Annotated in this window: 12 protein-coding genes; 5 read left to right on the top strand and 7 right to left on the bottom strand. The window is 68.6% G+C overall.

From position 1 onward, the window contains the following. Window positions 1-7 precede the first annotated feature (7 nt). Complete coding sequence (locus LQ771_RS09620) at window positions 8-157, top strand: hypothetical protein (protein WP_231349186.1); 150 nt, start codon at window positions 8-10, stop codon at window positions 155-157. A 3-nt stretch (window positions 158-160) separates the two neighbouring features. On the opposite strand, the gene LQ771_RS09615 is transcribed toward LQ771_RS09620, so the two are convergent. From LQ771_RS09615 to LQ771_RS09600, 4 genes are all read right to left on the bottom strand, one after another. After that, window positions 161-580 carry a PepSY domain-containing protein gene (locus LQ771_RS09615; RefSeq protein WP_231349185.1) on the bottom strand — a complete coding sequence of 140 codons (420 nt, stop codon included), beginning with the start codon at window positions 578-580 and terminating at the stop codon, window positions 161-163. Window positions 581-906: 326 nt separating this feature from the next. Then, window positions 907-3,633, bottom strand: coding sequence for a M14 family zinc carboxypeptidase (locus tag LQ771_RS09610; RefSeq protein WP_231349184.1), 2,727 nt, complete (start codon window positions 3,631-3,633; stop codon window positions 907-909). Between the two features lie 72 nt (window positions 3,634-3,705). Further along, on the bottom strand, window positions 3,706-4,509 hold the full coding sequence (xth, locus tag LQ771_RS09605; protein ID WP_231349183.1) for an exodeoxyribonuclease III: 804 nt from the start codon (window positions 4,507-4,509) through the stop codon (window positions 3,706-3,708). Window positions 4,510-4,519: 10 nt separating this feature from the next. Next, on the bottom strand, window positions 4,520-5,848 hold the full coding sequence (locus LQ771_RS09600; RefSeq protein WP_231349182.1) for a phospholipase D-like domain-containing protein: 1,329 nt from the start codon (window positions 5,846-5,848) through the stop codon (window positions 4,520-4,522). Window positions 5,849-6,045: 197 nt separating this feature from the next. Between LQ771_RS09600 and LQ771_RS09595 the strand changes: the two genes are divergently transcribed. After that, window positions 6,046-7,098: a mechanosensitive ion channel family protein gene (locus LQ771_RS09595; protein WP_231349181.1), complete on the top strand. Its 1,053-nt coding sequence runs from the start codon at window positions 6,046-6,048 to the stop codon at window positions 7,096-7,098. A 36-nt stretch (window positions 7,099-7,134) separates the two neighbouring features. Here the strand turns inward: LQ771_RS09595 and LQ771_RS09590 are convergent, their stop codons facing one another. The 3 genes from LQ771_RS09590 to LQ771_RS09580 all read right to left on the bottom strand — a co-directional run bounded on the left by LQ771_RS09590 (window position 7,135) and on the right by LQ771_RS09580 (window position 11,040). Further along, the gene (locus LQ771_RS09590) at window positions 7,135-7,449 is read right to left on the bottom strand and encodes a hypothetical protein (protein ID WP_231349180.1); all 315 of its coding nucleotides are present in this window, start codon (window positions 7,447-7,449) and stop codon (window positions 7,135-7,137) included. 137 nt (window positions 7,450-7,586) lie between these two features. After that, complete coding sequence (gene typA / locus LQ771_RS09585) at window positions 7,587-9,416, bottom strand: translational GTPase TypA (protein WP_231349179.1); 1,830 nt, start codon at window positions 9,414-9,416, stop codon at window positions 7,587-7,589. Window positions 9,417-9,642: 226 nt separating this feature from the next. Then, complete coding sequence (locus LQ771_RS09580; RefSeq protein ID WP_231349178.1) at window positions 9,643-11,040, bottom strand: GntP family permease; 1,398 nt, start codon at window positions 11,038-11,040, stop codon at window positions 9,643-9,645. Window positions 11,041-11,247: 207 nt separating this feature from the next. Here LQ771_RS09580 and LQ771_RS09575 point away from each other — a divergent pair, with 207 nt between their 5' ends. From LQ771_RS09575 to LQ771_RS09565, 3 genes are all read left to right on the top strand, one after another. Continuing rightward, window positions 11,248-13,473 carry a TonB-dependent receptor gene (locus LQ771_RS09575; protein ID WP_231349177.1) on the top strand — a complete coding sequence of 742 codons (2,226 nt, stop codon included), beginning with the start codon at window positions 11,248-11,250 and terminating at the stop codon, window positions 13,471-13,473. Window positions 13,474-13,650: 177 nt separating this feature from the next. Beyond that, window positions 13,651-14,673, top strand: a complete 1,023-nt coding sequence (locus LQ771_RS09570; RefSeq protein ID WP_231349176.1) for an extracellular catalytic domain type 2 short-chain-length polyhydroxyalkanoate depolymerase — start codon at window positions 13,651-13,653, stop codon at window positions 14,671-14,673. Between the two features lie 236 nt (window positions 14,674-14,909). After that, the gene (locus LQ771_RS09565; protein WP_231349175.1) at window positions 14,910-18,215 is read left to right on the top strand and encodes a PAS-domain containing protein; all 3,306 of its coding nucleotides are present in this window, start codon (window positions 14,910-14,912) and stop codon (window positions 18,213-18,215) included. Window positions 18,216-18,292: the final 77 nt, after the last annotated feature.

The following is an 18,292-nucleotide window of genomic DNA, read 5'->3' as shown; positions in this document are numbered from 1 at the left end:
AACGTTCATGGGAAAGGGCAAGCGCCGACGAGGATTGATTCTGTTGCTGGTGGCACTGCTCGTGCTGCTGGTGCTGGGGGCGCTGCGCTGGCGCGAGCAATTCCGCGCCCCACCCGCGGACCATGCACTTGGTCCGGCGGGTGCGGCGGCGCGCTGAAACTCAGTCGTCGCTGTCGACCACCCGGCCGCTCGCCGGATCGATGACCAGTTCGACACGGTGGTCGTTCGTGTCGTCCGCCTTGGCGTGCCAAACGCCGTCGTCGAAGTCCACGTCGTGCACGTTGGTGTAGCCCTGCGTCGCAAGCGAGGCGCGCACGTCGTCCGCGCTCAGGCGCGAAACCTTCTCGTCCGGATAGACCTTGCCGCTCCCCGGGTCGATGCGCAGCGAGACGTCGTTGCCGTCCGCGCTCTCGGCCTCGGCGCGCCACATGCCGCCGTCGAACTCTAGGTCGTCGATGTCGTTGTAGCCCTGGTGGATCAACGTCTCGCGTACCTGCGCCTCGGTCATCGCCTGCTGCGCCATCGCCGCACCGGAGGCGCCGAGGGCCAGCAGGAGGGTCATCGAAGCGAGCTTTGTCATGGCCGTTCTCCAGACGAGTGGGTGCGCCCGAGTCTTGGGGCGCAAACGGCAATGGGTGATGAAAAACCCGTGAGACGGGCTGGCGGTGTTCAGGCGGGCGGCTCGCGCAAGCCTGCCTTCCTTCAGGCAGAGGATTGGATGCGCGTTGGTGCCGGTGCGCCACGGTTCGTCCGGCCCCTTGCCGCCTGACGGTACCCTCTCCCGGGAGAGGGATCGGGCCGGTCGCCCGGGGACGGGTGCTCCGACATCGGTGCCCTGCACGAACGGCGGAAAGGGGGCCGCTCGTGCGGGGCGACGTGTAGCGAGGGCCGAAGGGCCGCCCGGCTTCAGCGTCCCTCGTCCAGCCGGTCGAAATGCGTCAGCGCGTTGAGCACCAGCGGGTAGCTCCCCAGGGTCTCTCCCCGCCAGATCGGGTTGCCGGCAAACAGCAGCACGTGCCCCTTGCCGTAGTGCGCCTCGACCACCGCCGCGCGCTCGGCCATTTCCCCGCCGCCATCGAGCAGGCCGGAGACCAGCAGCCGCTTGGCATCGGCAAAGCGCAGGATCACCCGCGGCCGCTGGTCATCGGGAATCACCCAGGGGTTGTTGTAGGCCTGGTCCTCGTTCAGCGGCAGTGCCTGCCACGGCTTGGCGTCGGGCAGGGCGGGCGGCGGAGCGGAGGGGCGGCCCTCGGGCGCGTCCTGGTCCTGCGGGCCGCCGCGACCGGTGGGGCGCTCGGCGTCGCGCGCGGAGGGCAGGCCGTGGTCGCCGGTGAGCAGGTTGGACACGGTGAAGGACTGTCCCGCCGCGCTGTAAAGCGCCAGGTGGTCGCCATAGCCCGCCGCGACCGGACTGTCATGGTCGACGAAGTCCGCCTGCAGCACGCTGCCGACCACCTTGAGCCTGGCCGTAGGCGTCACGAACACGCCGGGTGCAAGGCCCGCGTCGATGGCGAACCTGGCGGTGTCCTCGGCGGTGACCAGCAGGCCGCCCTCGTGCACGAAGCGCCGGAGGTTGGCCAGGCCCGCTTCGCCCAGGCCCGGGCGGATGTCCGGCGTGCTGTCGATGTGGCCAAGGTTGGGGGTGACCGGGCTGGTCTGCCAGGGCATCGGCGGCCCCCACATCGGCAGGCCGTCGAGGATGCGCCGCAGGCTGGCGTCACCGATCGGGGCGAACAGGATCGCGTCGTACTTCGCATGCAGGTCCGGCATGCGCGCCACGTCCTGCGTGCTGATGTAGTCGTAGCGCACGCCCAGCTCGTCCAGCGCCATCCGCCACCAGCCCTCGGTCTGCGTGCTGAGCCAGGTGTGCATCAGCGCCACGCGGGGCAGCTTCGCGTCGGTGGCGTCGACGCCGGCCAGGCCTGCGGGCACGCCGACGGGCTTGTCCAGTCGCGCCACCGGCGCCTCGAGCACGTCCCGGTCCGTCACGCGCACCACCTCGACGTCGAACAGGTCACCCATCGACCAGCCGGTGTCGTCGTAGGGATGCTGCTGCGGGTCCTTGGGCGACCAGTACTGGCGGTCGAGCAGCGTGTCGGCGATGCGCGAGTAGGGCTGGTCCATGCGCACCACGTAGCTGCCGGCGGGGAAGCGGCGCGTACGGGTCTTCGTGTCGCCGCCGGTGGCGGGCAGGGTCACGCTGAAGGGCGCGCTGGCGCGGCTGATCTCCACGTGCTGGCGCTCGAGCACGCGCAGCAGCTGGGCCTGGGTGCCGGTGCGCTTCTCGTCGCCCGGCAGCACGTAGGCCGCGGGCCCTGCTTCGGTGGGCTTCCCGATCGAGCGCTTCGCCTTCAGGTAGAAGTTCCTGAGGAATCCCTGGCTGTTGCGGGCGAAGTAGTCCAGCGCGGTGAGCACGCCGGTCTGCTCGTAATTGTTGTTGTTGCGCTGCGACCATGTGACCTCGGGCAAGGGCGGGTTGGGCCGGTACCAGGTGCGTTCGTATTCGGACGGGTCGAGGATGCGCTTGCGTGTGTCGGCGCCGCCGTTGCCGAAGGTCTCGTACAGGCGGCTGATGCCGTTGTGCATGGCCGCGATGAACATGAGGTACCCGGGACTCCAGGTGTCGAAGTCGCCATGGGTGAACACCCCCGGCAGTCCGAGCTGGGTCATCTTCTGCACGTTGTCCCAGCCCAGCTGTTGCCACTCGCTGGTCAGGATCGGGTCGATCCAGGCGTTGTAGGGGCCGTCGCCGACGGTGTTGTCGTACAGGAACGGCACCGACTCGTGCAGGTCATGCAGCACCTGCGCATGCCAGTCGATGTAGGTGTCGGCGACGTTGCGGGTGAGTGCCAGCGTCATGCCCATCGCGTCGCGGTTGTTGTCGTGCGCGACGTAGTGGCCCCAGTAGAGCAGATGCGGGTAGTCCTGGCCCGGGTGCGCCTTGTGCCAGTTGTAGAGATCGACCATGCGGTCGCGGCCGTCCACCTCGACGATGGGCGTGATCAGGGTGATCACGTGCGAGCGGATGTTGCGGATGTAGGGCGCGTCGTCCACCGCGAGACGATAGGCCAGCTCCATCAACGCCGTGGGCGCACCGGTTTCGGTGGAGTGGATCGAGCCGGTGATGTAGTAGACCGGCATGGTTTCCCTGATCAGGGCGTCGGCCCGTGCGTCGTCCATGTCGATCGTGCGCGGGTCGGCCAGTTGCGCCAGGCGCGCGTCGTTGGCTTGGAGGTTGGCCAGCAGGGCCTCGTCGGCGATCGCCACGGCGATCATCTCGCGCCCTTCCTCGGTCCGGCCGATGCCGAACACCTTCACCCGGGGGCTGGCGGTGTCCAGCGCATGGAAGTAGCGGTAGACGTCGGCCGAGTAGGGCAACCAGTCCGCGGCACCGGAAATATGGCCGAGCACCTGCAAAGGCGTGGGCACGGTGGCCGAGGCGGGCAGGTAGTCGGTCAGCGGCGTGTTGAACTTCGGATCGGTGGTGAAGCGGGCGATCTGCGCGGTGTAGGCCTGGTCGACCGGCTGGGACGGGTCGCGCGCGAAGGTGCTGGCGGCGAAGTTGTCGGCGGCGTGGGCGGCCAGGCCGGTGGCGGCCAGCGCGAAGCCGGCGAGGCTGGGCAGGAGACGCATGGATTCCCCGAGTGTGCGAGAAGGCGGGAGCCAATGTGCCAGAAATGCGGTGGCTTGGCGGGGACGTCTTGCTCAGCCTTGCCGTTTGCGCGCCAGCGAAACCCACGTCGGCGCGTGGTCGCTCGGATGCGGCAAGGCGCGGACCCAGCGATCCACACCTGCATCCTTCAGGCGCGGCGCCAGTGCGCGGTTGAGCAGCAGGTGGTCGATGCGCAATCCGGAGTTGCGCTCCCAATGCTGGCGGAAGTAGTCCCAGAAGGTGTAGACGCGCTCCTCGCCGAAGTGCCGACGGAGCGAGTCGGTCCAGCCCTGGGCCAGCAGATCCGCGTAGCGCTCGCGGCTTTCCGGCTGCAGCAACGCATCCTTGCGCCAGGAGCGCGGGTTGTAGATGTCCTCGTCGGTGGGCACCACGTTGTAGTCGCCGGCCAGCACCACCGGGTGCTCGCTCTCGACCAGGCCGTGCGCGTAGTCGATGAAGCGGTCGAACCAGGCCAGCTTGTAGTCGAACTTGGGCCCCGGCTGCGGGTTGCCGTTGGGCAGGTACAGGCAGCCGACGATCAGGCCGTGCGCGGCCGCCTCCAGGTAGCGGCTCTGGACATCCTTCGGGTCGCCCGGCAGGCCGCGGCGGCTCTCCAGCGGATCGGCCCCGCGGGCCAGGATCGCCACGCCGTTCCACGAGCGCTGGCCGTGCCAGATCGCCCCGTACCCGGCATCGCGGATGGGTCCGGCGGGAAAGGCCTCGTCCGGTGCCTTCAGCTCCTGCAGGCAGACCACGTCCGGCGCCTCGCGTTCCAGCCAGGCCAACAGCGAGGCCAGGCGCGTGCGCACGCCGTTGATGTTGAAGGTGGCGACCTTGAGCGGCTTGCGGGTGGGCATCGGCGGCCTTCTAGTACTGCGCCGCGCCCAGCGCGGAGAGCCAGTCCAGCACGCGGCGCGTCCATGGACGGTGTCGCCATTGCTCGAGCGAGAGTTCCTTCGACCTCGCAATGTCGGCGTCGACGACGTCGGTCATGTGCTCCGCGAACGCGTGGTCGAATACGAGCACGTTGGATTCGTCGTTGAGGCTGAAGGAGCGGTTGTCGAAGTTGGCACTGCCGGCGATGGTGAGGTAGCGGTCCACGATCATCAGCTTGTTGTGGAACATGGCCGGCTGGAAGCGGTAGATGTGCGCGCCTGCCTGGAGCATCTCCCCCCAGCGGGTCTGCGCGGCGTTGCTGATGATCTCGCTGTCCACGTAGGGTCCCGGAACCACCAGGCGGATGCGCACGCCGCGTTTGAGCGCGCGCTTGAGCGCGGACATGGTCAGTTCGTCTGGCACGAAATAGGCAGCCTCCAGGTCGATCGCCTTGCGCGCGCCATCGATCGCCATGAGGTACATCAACTGGAGGTTCTCGCTGCCGCCCTCCGGCGAGCTGGAAACGGTCTGTACCGCGATGTCGCCCGCCGAGGGCACCTCGGGGTAGTACTCCGGGCCGAGCAGTGCCTGCCCGGTGGTGGTGATCCAGTTGTCCTCGAACACCGCCTGCATCTGCAACGCGGCCGGGCCGGTCACGCGGATCTGCATGTCGCGCCAGATGTCGGGCCTGTTGCCGTGCCCATTCCACTCGTCGGCGATGCCCACGCCGCCGGTGAAGGCCACGCGGCCGTCGACGATCAGCAGCTTGCGGTGGGTGCGGTTGTTGATGCGGTCGATGTCGTACCAGCGCAGCGGATGGAAGTACTCGAAGTGCACGCCGCCGGCGCGCAGTGCCTTGACCACGTCGTCGTGCATCTTCGACGACCCGACCCAGTCGGCGATCACGTGCACGCGCACGCCGGCGCGGGCGCGTTCGGTGAGCGCCTGGACAAACTGCTCGGCGACGTGGCCGGACCAGTAGATGTAGGTCTCCATGTCCACGCTGGCCTTGGCCGAACGGATCGCCTCCAGCATCGCGGGAAAGATCTCCGCGCCGTTCTGGAAATCGACCACGGCGTTGCCGTCCACGATCGCCGGGCCGAGCAGGTTGCCGATCTCGCGCCGGAACTGCGCGCTCTCGACCGGGCTCAGCGGGCCCAGCGGATGGACCAGCTGCTGGGTCCGCGGGACGAGGTTGAGTAACAGCACGCCGATCACCAGCGCCGCGAACGCGCCCAGGCCGGTCCACAGCAGGCGCCGCTTCCAGCGCGGTCGCGGTGGCGGACGGGCCTCGCTGGTGGTGGCGGGTTCGGTCGGCATTTCCTCTCCTGGCAGACGATCCTGCGGGAGCGCGCCGTGTGCGCGACCGGGAAGGCCCGGGTCGTGCGCGGGTGCGCTCCCGCAGGGAACCGGGCTCATCATCCGCGCCCTGCGTGCAGCGCGGGTCAACGCCTTCACCCGACCGGCACCGCCGCGGTTGTCTGCTGTGCCGAGCGTGGAACACCCCGGGAGAACGCATGACCGACAAGGCCGTACGCAGGGTCGAACGCCGCGCCGACGTGCGTCGTGCGCTGGCCACCAGCACCGCGACCCATCACAAGCACAAGCGACCGGTCCGGTCGGGGCACAAGTTGTGGCTGATCGTCTATGCGCTGGTGCTGGCCGCGCTGGGCATCCTGTTCTACCTGCTGCGGCTGGAGTTCTTCGGCATCCTCGGCCGCTACCTGCCGATGGCCCGACGCGCGACCGTGGGCGCCATGGCGATCGTGCTGACGCTGGCGCTCTCGCGGCTGGTGCAGGCGTTTGCCATCGAGCGGGCGCAGACGGCAGTCACGCGCTACAACCTCAGGCGGATCCTGCGGCTGATGGTGTACATCATCCTGGCGCTGATCGTGGTGTCGGTGCTGTTCGCCAACTGGTATGCGGCGGTGGCCTCGCTGGGCCTGATCTCGCTGGTGCTGGGCTTTGCGCTGCAGACGCCGATCACCAGCTTCATCGGCTGGGTCTACATCCTGGTGCGCGAGCCCTACCGGGTGGGCGACCGCATCCAGATCGGCGAGGCCACCGGCGACGTGATCGACGTGACCTACCTGGACACCACGCTGTGGGAGGTCGGCGGCCCATACCTCTCCTCGGACCATCCGAGCGGACGGATCATCAAGTTTCCCAACGCCAACGTACTGACCAGCGCGGTCTACAACTATTCGTGGCCGGTGTTCCCGTACGTCTGGAACGAGATCAAGTTCCAGGTGGCCTACGACAGCGATTTCGCCTTCGTGGCGCAGGTGATGCGCGAGGCGGCCGAAGAGGAGCTGGGCGAGGCCATGCTCGAGCGCGTGCGGACCTTCCGCGAGGTGCTGGCCACGACGCCGGTGGACCAGTTGCAGGTCAACGAACGGCCATCGGTGCTGTTCCGCATCGACGCCAACACCTGGGTGGACGCGATCGTGCGCTACGTGGTGGACCCGCGCCATGCGGGCAGCGTCAAGACGCGGCTGATCGGCACGATGCTGGCGCGGCTCAACGCCGAGCCCGACCGGGTGAGGTTCCCCAAGGGCGACAACCGCTAGAGCGGTGTGGCTGCCCGGTGCGGGAAGCGCAGCCGCTCACCCCAGTCCTCTCCCCGGCGGGGAGAGGGGGCCTGAAACTTCGGCGCTGTGGACGGTGTGCGACCAGCGCTGCAGCGACTGGTAGAGCCGCTCCTTCCGCGTGAGCACGCCCTGGTGGCAGCCCTTGGGCCGGGTCTGCTCGATCGGCTCGCGGCTCAGTTCGCGCCAGCGTCTGACCAGTTCGGCCGGTGCCGGATGCGATTCGACCAGCGCCCGCAGCACCAGGGACATCGCTTCCACCTCGTTCTTCAAGCCATCCAGCTCGTTGCCGACCTGGGTGAAGGACACCGGCCGGCTGCTCGATATCTCCATGACACGTCCTCGGGTCTTGCGCCGGCGCCCCCGCGCCGGACGCCTCCGACGGTGCGCGCGCCGCCGTGGTCGCCACGTGCACGCGAAAGAAAAAGCCGCCTTGCGGCGGCTTTTCCTGCTCCAGCTTGCGATGGCAGTCACGCCGCGCGCGAGGCCTTCTTGCGGTCGTTCTCGGTCAGGTGCTTCTTGCGCAGGCGGATTTCCTTGGGCGTGACCTCGACCAGCTCGTCGTCGTCGATGAAGTCCAGCGCCTGCTCCAGCGAGAACTTGATCGCCGGGGTGAGCTGGATGGCGTCATCCTTGCCCGAGGCGCGCATGTTGGTCAGCGGCTTGGGCTTGATCGCGTTGACGGTCAGGTCGTTGTCCTTGGCGTGGATGCCGACCAGCTGGCCCTCGTACACGTTGTCGCCCTCGGCGGCGAACAGCTTGCCGCGCTCCTGCAGCGGGCCGAGCGAGTAGGCGGGGGTCGTGCCGCCGGCGTTGGCGATCATCACGCCGTTCTGGCGCTTGGCGATCTGGCCTTCTTCCTTCGGACCGTAATGATCGAACACGTGGAACAGCAGGCCCGAGCCCTGGGTCAGGGTCTTGAACTGGTTCTGGAAGCCGATCAGGCCACGCGCCGGGATCATGTACTCCAGGCGCACGCGACCCTTGCCGTCCGGCTCCATGTTCTTGAGCTGGCCCTTGCGGATCCCCAGACGCTCCATCACCGGCCCCTGGTGGATCTCCTCCACGTCGACCACCAGCTGCTCGAACGGCTCCATCTTCTGGCCGTCGATCTCCTTGATGATCACTTCCGGACGCGACACGGCGAGCTCGTAGCCCTCGCGGCGCATGTTCTCGATCAGTACCGACAGATGCAGTTCGCCGCGACCGGAGACCAGGAACTTGTCCGCATCCGAACCCTGCTCGACGCGCAGCGCCACGTTGTGCACCTGCTCGCGCTCGAGGCGGTCCTTGAGCTGGCGGCTGGTGAGGAACTTGCCGCCGGAGAGATCCTTGTTGCCGGCGAACGGCGAGTTGTTGACCTGGAAGGTCATCGAGATGGTCGGCTCGTCGACGGTCAGCGCCGGCAGCGCCTCGGGCTTGTCCAGCGAGCAGACGGTGTCGGAGATCGTCAGGTCGGCGATGCCGGAGATGGCCACGATGTCACCGGCCTCGGCGCTGTCCTGCTCGATGCGCTCCAGGCCCATGAAGCCCAGCACCTGCAGCACCTTGCCCTGGCGCTTCTTGCCGTGGCGGTCGATCACCGCGACCGGCATGTTCTTCTTCAGCGTGCCGCGCTGGATGCGGCCGATGCCGATCACGCCCACGAAGTTGTTGTAGTCCAGCTGGCTGATGCGCATCTGGAACGGGCCTTCCGGGTCGACTTCCGGCTTGGGCGCGTGCTGCATGATCGCTTCGTAGAGCGGGGTCATGTCGCCTTCGCGGGCGTTCTCGTCCAGCGAGGCGTAGCCGTTCAGCGCCGAGGCGTAGACGATCGGAAAGTCCATCTGCTCGGGCGTGGCGCCCAGGCGGTCGAACAGGTCCCACACCTGCTCCACGACCCACTCGGGGCGTGCACCGGGGCGGTCGATCTTGTTGACCACCACGATCGGCTTGAAGCCCATCGCGAAGGCCTTCTGCGTCACGAAGCGGGTCTGCGGCATCGGGCCGTCCATCGCGTCGACCAGGATCAGCACGGTGTCGACCATCGACAGCACGCGCTCGACCTCGCCGCCGAAGTCGGCGTGGCCCGGGGTGTCGACGATGTTGATGCGGTTGCCCTGCCAGCTGATGGCCGTGTTCTTGGCCAGGATGGTGATGCCGCGTTCCTTTTCCTGGTCATTGGAGTCCATCACGCGCTCGGCCAGCACCGTGCGTTCGGACAGGGTGCCGGACTGCTTCAGGAGCTGGTCGACGAGAGTGGTCTTGCCGTGGTCGACGTGGGCGACGATGGCGATATTGCGCAGTTTTTCGATGGACATGGCACAGGCCCGGGCGGCGCTTGATGAGCCGCCACGTAAGTTTCGGAGGGGTAAACTCCGCAATTATACGGATTTGCGGCGGTTCTTGCCCGTGCCGTGGATGAATGGCCGTGCGCGGCGGGGCCGCCTTTTGCCGAGGGGCGGGAAGTGGCGCTCACCCGGAGGCGGCGGGACATTCCCCGGGGCCAAGGGGAATGTGCCCGTAGCGCGGCACGGGAGGGCTGCCTCAGACCATCCCGGTCAGCGAGAACAGTGCGATCACCACGAACACCGCCAGGGTCTTGATCACGGTGATCGCGAAGATGTCCCCGTAGGACTGCCGGTGCGTCAGCCCGGTCACCGCCAGCAGGGTGATCACCGCACCGTTGTGCGGCAGGGTGTCCATGCCGCCGGAAGCCATCGCAGCCACGCGGTGCAGCACTTCCATCGGTATCCCGGCGGCCTGCGCATTGGCGATGAAGGTGTTGGCCATTGCCGCGAGCGCGATGCCCATGCCGCCCGAGGCGGAGCCGGTGATGCCGGCCAGCGCGGTGACGGTCACCGCCTCGTTGACCAGCGGGTTGGGGATCGCGTGCAGCGCGTCGGCCACCAGCTTGAAGCCGGGCAGGGCGGCGATCACCGCGCCGAAGCCGTACTCCGAGGCGGTGTTCATCGAGGCGAGCAGCGCACCGCCGACCGCCGCCTTGCTGCCCTCGGCGAAACGCTGCACCACCGGCCGCCAGGCGAACGCCAGCACGCACAGGATGCCGAGCAGCAGCGCGCCCTCCACCGCCCAGATCGCGGCGACCTTGGAGACCTGCTGCACCACCGGTTCGGCCTTGCCCACGACGCTCGGCTCGAATGCGGCAGTCTCGCCATAGGCGCGGGGGATCCAGTCGGTGAAAAGCTTGTTGGCGACACCCACCAGCACCAGCGGCAGCAGCGCGACCATCGGGTTGGCGAGCCTGCCGTGCTCGAACGGCGCCGGCTCGTTGGTGAGGTCCGTGCCGTAGCCCTCGCCCGCGGCCGTCGCCTTGCGCCGGCGCGACTCGAGGTAGGCCAACCCCACGATCAGGATGAACAACGAACCGATCGTGCCCAGCCACGGCGCCGCCCAGGCGGTGGTGCCGAAGAACGAGGTCGGGATGATGTTCTGGATCTGCGGCGTGCCGGGCAGCGAATCCATCGTGAAGGTGAACGCGCCCAGCGCGATGGTGCCGGGGATCAGCCGCTTCGGGATGTCGCTGGCGCGGAACAACTCCGCCGCGAACGGATAGACCGCGAACACCACCACGAACAGCGACACGCCGCCGTAGGTCAGCAGCGCGCACACCAGCACGATCGACAGGATCGCCCGGCCGCGCCCGACCAGCCCGATGGTCGCCGCCACGATCGCCCTGGAGAAGCCCGACAGCTCGATCAGCTTGCCGAATACCGCGCCGAGCATGAACACCGGAAAGTAGAGCTTGAGGAAGCCCACCATCCTGTCCATGAACAGGCCGGTGAACATCGGCGCGACCAGGGCCGGATCGGTCAGCAGCACGGCACCGAGCGCCGCGATCGGCGCGAACAGGATGACGCTGTAGCCGCGGTAGGCCGCCGCCATCAAAAACGCCAGCGCGAACAGAACGATCAGGAAAGCCATCGACCTTTTCCCCCGCGACGCGTTCCGCGCCGGATGACGAATGCCGGGCGAGTATCGGCACCCCATTCCCGCCGCGGCACTGTACGAAGGTACAAGTGCCCCGGCGCCATCCCGTGCCTAGGATCGATGCATCACAAGGCATCCATCGTCGATGGCTGCGTCCACAGGCAACCCTCGACGGTTGCGTCCAAAGGGGAAGGGGGAGTCATGCAACGCACGCATCTGAGTCTGGCCATCGGCATGGTGATCGGTCTGGCCTTCGCCATGCCGGCGCTGGCGCAGGATTCCGCCGGCACGCCACCGCAGGACGCCGGCAAGCCGGTCAACGCCAGGCAGCTCGAACAGGTGACGGTCACCGCGCGCAAGCGCGAGGAAACGCTGCAGGACGTGCCGATCGCGGTCAGCGCCTTCACCGCGCAGGCGCTGGAAAAGCAGAACGTGCAGAACCTGTCCGACCTGCAGGGCAAGGTGCCTTCGCTGCAGATCTACGCCGCGCGCGGCTCCAACACCACGCTCACCGCCTACATCCGCGGCGTCGGCCAGGCCGACCCGACCTGGGGCTTCGACCCGGGCGTGGGCATCTATCTCGACGACGTCTACCTGGCCCGTCCGCAGGGTGCCGTGCTGGACGTGTTCGACGTCAGCCGCATCGAGGTGCTGCGCGGCCCGCAGGGCACGCTGTACGGCAAGAACACCATCGGCGGCGCGATCAAGTACGTCTCCAACCCGCTACCGGTAAGGACCGAGGGCTCGGTGGAAGTGACCGCCGGAACGCACGGCGAGAAGGACGTCAAGGCGAGCCTGGGCGGCGCCAGCGCCGACCACGTATGGCGCGGGCGCATCGCCTACGCCAGCGGGCACAACGACGGCTTCGGCAAGGACATCCTCACCGGCAGCCGCAACGGCAACAAGAACACCAATGCCGCGCGCGCGACGATCGGCTTCTTCCCGTCCAATGCGTTCAACATGCAGCTGTCGGTCGACGGCGTGCGCGACAACTCCAATCCCCGCGGCGCCAAGATGCTCACGGTGAACAAGCTCGACCCGGCCTACCAGCCGCTGGCGAGCGACTTCGACACCCGCAGCGGCTTCGCCCAGCTCAACCACACCAAACTCTACGGCACTGCCCTGACGATGAACTGGATAGCCAGCGCCGACTGGTCGCTCAAGTCCGTCACCGCGGTACGTGGCTCCTCGACCGACACCAACATCGATTTCGACACGCTGCCGGAGAAGATTGCCGACGTGAACGCGGTCTACACCGATCACCAGTTCAGCCAGGAGTTCCAGGCCAACTACGACGCCGGCGGCACCGTGCACGGCGTGTTCGGCGTGTACTACTTCGATGGCACCGCCAACGGCCACATCCACAACATTTTCCTCGGCTCGCCGCCGTACTCGACTCTGGGCCTGACCCAGTACGGCGGGACCGGCGGCAGCATGGGCACCAAGAGCTGGGCCGGCTATGGTGACTTCACCTGGGACATCAGCCCCGACTGGAGCCTGGACGTGGGCCTGCGCTACACCCACGAGACCAAGACCGCGCTGATCCAGAACTACGGCTATTCGGACGACACTTTCAGCACGCCGGTCACCACGCTGGCCGATTTCAGCGGCTCGCACGCGACCAACAACATCTCGCCGAAGGTCTCGCTGGACTGGAGCGTCAGCGAGCAGGTGAAGCTTTACGCCAGCTACTCCGAGGGCTTCCACTCCGGCGGCTACAACATCCGCGCCAATTGCGTGGCGGTGCCCGCTTCGTGCCGTCCGATCGACGACGAGAAGGTGCAGTCGTTCGAACTGGGCAGCAAGATGAGCTTCTTCGACGATGCGCTGATGATGAACACGGCGCTGTTCCACAACGTCTATTCGGACATCCAGCTGTCGGTGTTCAGCTCCTACACGATGCCCAACGGCAGCCAGGGCTTCTTCGGCGACTTCACCAACGCAGGCAAGGGCCACATCGACGGCCTGGAAGAGGAATTCGCCTGGAAGCCGAGCGAGAACTGGACGCTGCGCGGCAACGTCGCCTACCTGCACACCAAGTACACCGAGTACATGACCGGCGGCGTCAACATCGCCGACCGGCAGAAATTCACCAACGCACCGAAATGGTCCGGCGGCCTGTCGGTGGAGAACACCACGCCGCTGGCCAACGGCGGCAGCATCTCGGCGCGGATCAACTACACCTACCAGACCATGGTCTACCCGGAGACCACGCTGTCGCCGCTGATCGCGCAGCCGGCCTATGGCCTGTGGAATGCCGGCGTGATCTGGCAGATCAACGATCCCTGGTCGCTCAGCCTGCAGGGCACCAACCTGGCCAACAAGTCCTATCGCACCACCGGCTACAACGTCGGCGCGCTGGGCATCTACACGGGCTTCTACGGCGCGCCGCGGATGGTCACGCTGAGCGCCAGGTACAGGTTCTGAGCTCGCACCTTTCTCCTGCAGCAGGGGAGGGGCCGGCATAGCCACTCCCCGCCACCCGGCTCCTTTCCTGCTCGCGGGGGATGTCATCCTGTAGGAGCGCACCCTGTGCGCGACCGCCATCCACCCGGTCGCGCACAGGGTGCGCTCCTACGAAGAAATCCGCGCCGGAGAACCGACATGCGCAAGACCCTGGGCCTGCTGGCCCTCCTGCTCGCCAGCGCACTCGTCCACGCCGGGGACGCCCCGGCGTTGCCGAAGCTCACGCTCGACCCCGCGCGCGTCGCCGTGGCCGGCCTCTCCTCCGGTGCCTACATGGCCACCCAGGCGCAGATCGCCTACCCGGAAATCTTCCACGGCGCCGCCCTCGTGGCCGGCGGCCCGTACGGCTGTGCCGGCGGGCAGCTCGCCACCGCGCTCGGCAGTTGCATGAAGGGCACGCCGGCGCCGGACGTAGACGCGCTGGTCGCCCGCGCGCGCAAGCTGTCCGACGAGGGTCGCATCGGCAAGCTTGCCGACCTGGCCGATGCGCGCGTCTATCTGCTGCACGGCAGGGATGATGCGCTGGTCGCGCCGTCGGTGGCGGAGGCCGGCGCGCGCTTCTATGAAGCGCTGCGTGACGAGGCGCCGGATCTGAAGCACATGCAGGTGCACGACGATGGCCGGCGTGCCTTTGCGCACAACCTGCCGGTGGTGGGGAAGGGGGACGACTGTGGCAAGTCGGTATCGCCGTTCCTCGGCCATTGCGGCTTCGACGCCGCGGGCGCGATCTTCGCCGAGCTGTTCGGCAAGCCGGCCCATCCGGTGGCGGCGCCGCGTGGCCAGCTACGCCGCTTCGACCAGCAAGCGCTACGCCCCGGCGGCGAGGATGCCTTCCTTGCCGACGAAGGCTACGTCTACCTCCCGCCTGCCTGCGCCGCCGGCAAACGTTGCGGCCTGCTGGTCGCGCTGCACGGTTGCAAGCAGAACGCCGAAGCGGTGGGCCAGGCCTTCGTGCGCGACGCCGGTTTCAACCGCTGGGCCGACGCCTACGACGTGGCCGTGCTGTACCCTCAGGCACGCGCGAGCTTCGCGCCCTTGAATCCGCAGGCATGCTGGGACTGGTGGGGATACTCCGGAGCCGACTACGACACGCGCCAGGGCGTGCAACTGCGCTGGCTGGTCGATGCCGTGCGGGCGCTGGGATTGCCAGAAAACCGATGACCTCACGCTCTGCTCCCTCTCCCGCCGGGGAGAGGGCCCGGGTGAGGGGGCGGGGCTTGCCATGATGTTGCCGGGGTTTAAAGAAGGGTCGTCGAGGTGCTGCCGTCCTGGGCTCCCGGTTGCGCGCCTGGGGGCTACAGGGGGCGGCATGACCGTCCTTTCCCGCGAGCTCCGGCCCCTCACCCCAACCCTCTCCCCGTCGGGGAGAGGGAGCGCATCTCGCAGCGTGTAACGCCATGCCCAGCCCCACCCTGATCGCGCTTGCCGCCGCCTGTTGGCTCGGCCTGCTGTTCGGCGTCGCGCTGCTCGGCGAACGTCGCCCGCGGCTGTTCGAGAAGCGCTGGGCGATCGTCTACGCGCTGTCGCTGGCGATCCACTGCACCTCGTGGACCTTCTACGGCACGGTGACCCAGGCCAGCCGCTCCGGCTGGTGGCTGCCGCCGACCTTCGTAGGCGCGATCCTGATGTACCTGCTGGCGATCGCCGTGCTGCGCCGGCTGGTGGAGCTGGCGCGCGAGTACAACGCCGGCTCCCTCGCCGACCTGATCGCGGTGCGGCTGGGGCGCCACTCCGGCCTGGCCGCGCTGGTCACTGCGGTCGTGGTGCTGGGCATCGTTCCCTACATCGCGCTGCAGCTGAAGGCGGTGGCGATGAGCTACATGCTGCTCAGCCGCGGCCAGCTGGCCGAGTCCGAGCCGTGGCAGGACAGCGCGCTGTACATCGCACTGCTGATGGCGCTGTTCGCGATGCTGTTCGGTACCCGCCGCGCCAGCACCACTGCGCACAACCGCGGACTGGTGCTGGCGATGGCCTTCGAGTCGCTGTTCAAGCTCGGCGCGATGCTGGCGCTCGGCACGCTGCTGTTCACCCCGCTGCCGGCCGGCCTGCCGCCGCCGGTGGCGGTGCCGCACGAGGCCAACGGTTTCCCGGCATTGATCCTGCTCGGCGCGCTGGCGATGTTCACCCTGCCGCACCAGTTCCACGCCGGCGTGGTCGAGTGCCGCGACGGCAGCCACCTGCGCACGGCGCGCTGGCTGTTCCCGCTGTACATGCTGCTGATCGCACTGCCGATCCTGCCGCTGGCGACGCTCGGCGACGCCTGGCTCGGACCCAGCGGCGTGCCGTCCGACCTGTACGTGCTCGCCCTGCCGCTGGCGCGCGGGCAGCACGGCCTGGCGCTGGTGGCGTTCCTCGGCGGCCTGAGCGCCGCCACCAGCATGGTGGTGGTGGCGACGCTGGCGCTCAGCCTGATGATCGTCAATCACTTCATCGCCCCGCTGCGCGTGCGGGCCGGCTGGGGCCGCGACGAGCGCGGCGACCTGCGCGGCGAGGTCATCAACCAGCGTCGCGTGGCGATCGTGGTGGTGATCCTGCTGGCCTGGGGCTACAGCCGCGTGCTGGCCAGCAACGAGGCGCTGGCCGACATCGGCGCGATTTCGTTCTCGGCGCTGGCCGGGTTGGCGCCGGCTTTGCTCGCCGCGGTGTACCGGCCGCAGCTGGGGCCGCGCGCGGTCACCGCGGGGTTGGCGTGCGGCACGCTGGTGTGGCTCTACGTGGTGCTGCCTTCGTTGTGGCCGACGATGCCGGCCGCGTTGCTTCATGGACCGCTCGGCATCGCCTGGCTCTCGCCCGGCCAGTTGCTGGGCCTTGGCGACTGGAGCCAGCTGGGGCGCGCCGTGGTACTGAGCCTGGCGGCGAACGTGGCGGTGATGTGGCTGGTGGCGCAGTCGCGCTTCGGCCAGGCCGCGCGCGTGGCCGGTGTCGGCGACGTGGGCGTCGCCGAACTGCGCGCGCTGGCCGAACGTTTCCTGCCGCCCGATCGCGTGGCGCACCTGTTTGCCTCCGCCCCGGCGCAGGGCGCCGCCGGGCATGCGCGCGTGGATGCGGTGGAGCACGAGCTCGCCGCGGTGATCGGCGCCGCCTCGGCGCGGTTGCTGCTGGAGGTGGTGCACAAGCAAGGCCGCGCGCAGCTGGATACGGTCGCGGCCATCGTCGGCGAAGCCACCCAGGACCTGCGCTTCAACCAGCGCGTGCTGGAAGCGGCGCTGGAAAACATGAGCCAGGGCATTTGCGTGGTCGATGCGGAGCTGCGCGTGGTGGCCTGGAACCGCTGCTACGCGAGGCTGTTCCAGTACCCGGAGGACATGCTGCAGGTCGGGCGTCCGGTCGCCGACCTGACGCGCTTCATTATCGGCGAGGGACTGATCGGCGCGGGCGATGTGGAAGGGCGCGTGCAGCGCCGGCTCACCCATATGCGCGCCGGCACGCGGCATTTGTCCGAGCGGCGCTTTCCCGACGGCACCATCGTGGAGATCCGCGGCAATCCGATGCCCGGCGGCGGCTTCGTCGCGACCTTCACCGACGTCACCGCGTTCCGCCGCGCCGAGGAGGCGCTCAGGAAGGTCAACGAGACGCTGGAGCTGCGGGTGGAGGAGCGCACCCGCGCACTGGCCGCCGCGAGCGCCGAGGCGCAACGCGCCAACGAGGCGAAGAGCCGCTTCCTGGCCGCCGTCACCCACGACCTGATGCAGCCCCTGCACGCGGCGCAGCTGTTCGCGCACACGTTGACCGGGCATGGCACCGACGCGGCGATCGTCGCCCACCTCAACGGCGCGCTCACCGCCACCGAGGGGCTGCTCGCCGGCCTGCTCGACATCGCGCGGCTGGAGGGTGGGCGCCTGCAGCCACAGCCACGCGTGTTCCCGCTGGCCGAGGTGCTCGATCCGCTGGCCGCCGAGTTCCGTGCCATCGCCCACGACCGCGGCGTGCGGCTGGACGTGGTTGGTACCCGCGCCTGGGTGCATTCGGATCCTCAGCTGTTGCGCCGGGTGCTGCAGAACTTCCTTTCCAACGCATTGCGCTACGCCGGGCGGGGCCGCGTGCTGCTGGGCGTGCGCCGACATGGCCCGCAGTTGCGCGTGGAGGTGTGGGACACCGGACCGGGGATCGCGCCGGAGGAGCGCGCGATGATCTTCCAGGAATTCCGTCGCGGCAGCGCCGCCGGCGGGCAGGGCCTGGGCCTGGGCCTGTCGATCGCACGGCGCATGGCCGGCCTGCTCGGTCATCCGCTGGGTCTGCGCTCGTGGCCGGGCGCGGGCAGCGTGTTCGACCTGGGCGTGCCTATGGCGCGGCGGCCGCTCAGTCCGCCGACCGCCGCGCCCGCGCCGCAACCGCTGCCAGCCGGGCGTGCGCTGGTGCTGGACAACGAGCCGGCGGCACTCGCGGCACTCGGCGCCCTGCTCGTCAGCTGGGGCTGGCAGGTGCATGCCGCGCGCGACGCGGGGCAGGCGCTGGCGGCGCCATGGCAGCCGGACCTGTACATCCTGGACTACCACCTCGACGCCGGCCGCACCGGCTGGGATGTATGGCGCGAATTGTGCGGGCGTCATCCGGACGTACCGACGGTGATGCTCACCGCCGACCGCGACGGCGAGTTGCGCCAGCGTTTGCTCGATGCCGGGATCGGCGTGCTCTACAAGCCGCTCAAGCCGCTGGCGCTGCGGCAGTTGCTGCAGCGGGTGACCGCGGCCGTGCGCGTGTAGGAGCGCACCCCGCGACCGCGGGGCAGGGCTGTGCGAGGCGGCCGCGCACGGGTGGATTCCCCAGTGGACATGCCGCT

Origin of the sequence: Frateuria soli (genome assembly GCF_021117385.1) — a bacterium.
GTDB classification, from domain to species: Bacteria; Pseudomonadota; Gammaproteobacteria; order Xanthomonadales; family Rhodanobacteraceae; genus Frateuria_A; species Frateuria_A soli.
The sequence above is the reverse complement of the archived record's forward strand: the minus strand, read 5'-3'. Positions and strand labels throughout refer to the sequence as shown.

Bases quoted from the DNA above. Each gene is read 5' to 3' on its own strand.
- LQ771_RS09615 (WP_231349185.1), bottom strand. From the start codon at position 580: ATGACAAAGCTCGCTTCGATGACCCTCCTGCTGGCCCTCGGCGCCTCC.
- LQ771_RS09595 (WP_231349181.1), top strand. From the start codon at position 6,046: ATGACCGACAAGGCCGTACGCAGGGTCGAACGCCGCGCCGACGTGCGT.
- LQ771_RS09580 (WP_231349178.1), bottom strand. From the start codon at position 11,040: ATGGCTTTCCTGATCGTTCTGTTCGCGCTGGCGTTTTTGATGGCGGCG.
- LQ771_RS09620 (WP_231349186.1), top strand. From the start codon at position 8: ATGGGAAAGGGCAAGCGCCGACGAGGATTGATTCTGTTGCTGGTGGCA.
- LQ771_RS09565 (WP_231349175.1), top strand. From the start codon at position 14,910: ATGCCCAGCCCCACCCTGATCGCGCTTGCCGCCGCCTGTTGGCTCGGC.
- LQ771_RS09600 (WP_231349182.1), bottom strand. From the start codon at position 5,848: ATGCCGACCGAACCCGCCACCACCAGCGAGGCCCGTCCGCCACCGCGA.
- typA (WP_231349179.1), bottom strand. From the start codon at position 9,416: ATGTCCATCGAAAAACTGCGCAATATCGCCATCGTCGCCCACGTCGAC.
- LQ771_RS09575 (WP_231349177.1), top strand. From the start codon at position 11,248: ATGCAACGCACGCATCTGAGTCTGGCCATCGGCATGGTGATCGGTCTG.
- LQ771_RS09570 (WP_231349176.1), top strand. From the start codon at position 13,651: ATGCGCAAGACCCTGGGCCTGCTGGCCCTCCTGCTCGCCAGCGCACTC.
- LQ771_RS09610 (WP_231349184.1), bottom strand. From the start codon at position 3,633: ATGCGTCTCCTGCCCAGCCTCGCCGGCTTCGCGCTGGCCGCCACCGGC.
- xth (WP_231349183.1), bottom strand. From the start codon at position 4,509: ATGCCCACCCGCAAGCCGCTCAAGGTCGCCACCTTCAACATCAACGGC.
- LQ771_RS09590 (WP_231349180.1), bottom strand. From the start codon at position 7,449: ATGGAGATATCGAGCAGCCGGCCGGTGTCCTTCACCCAGGTCGGCAAC.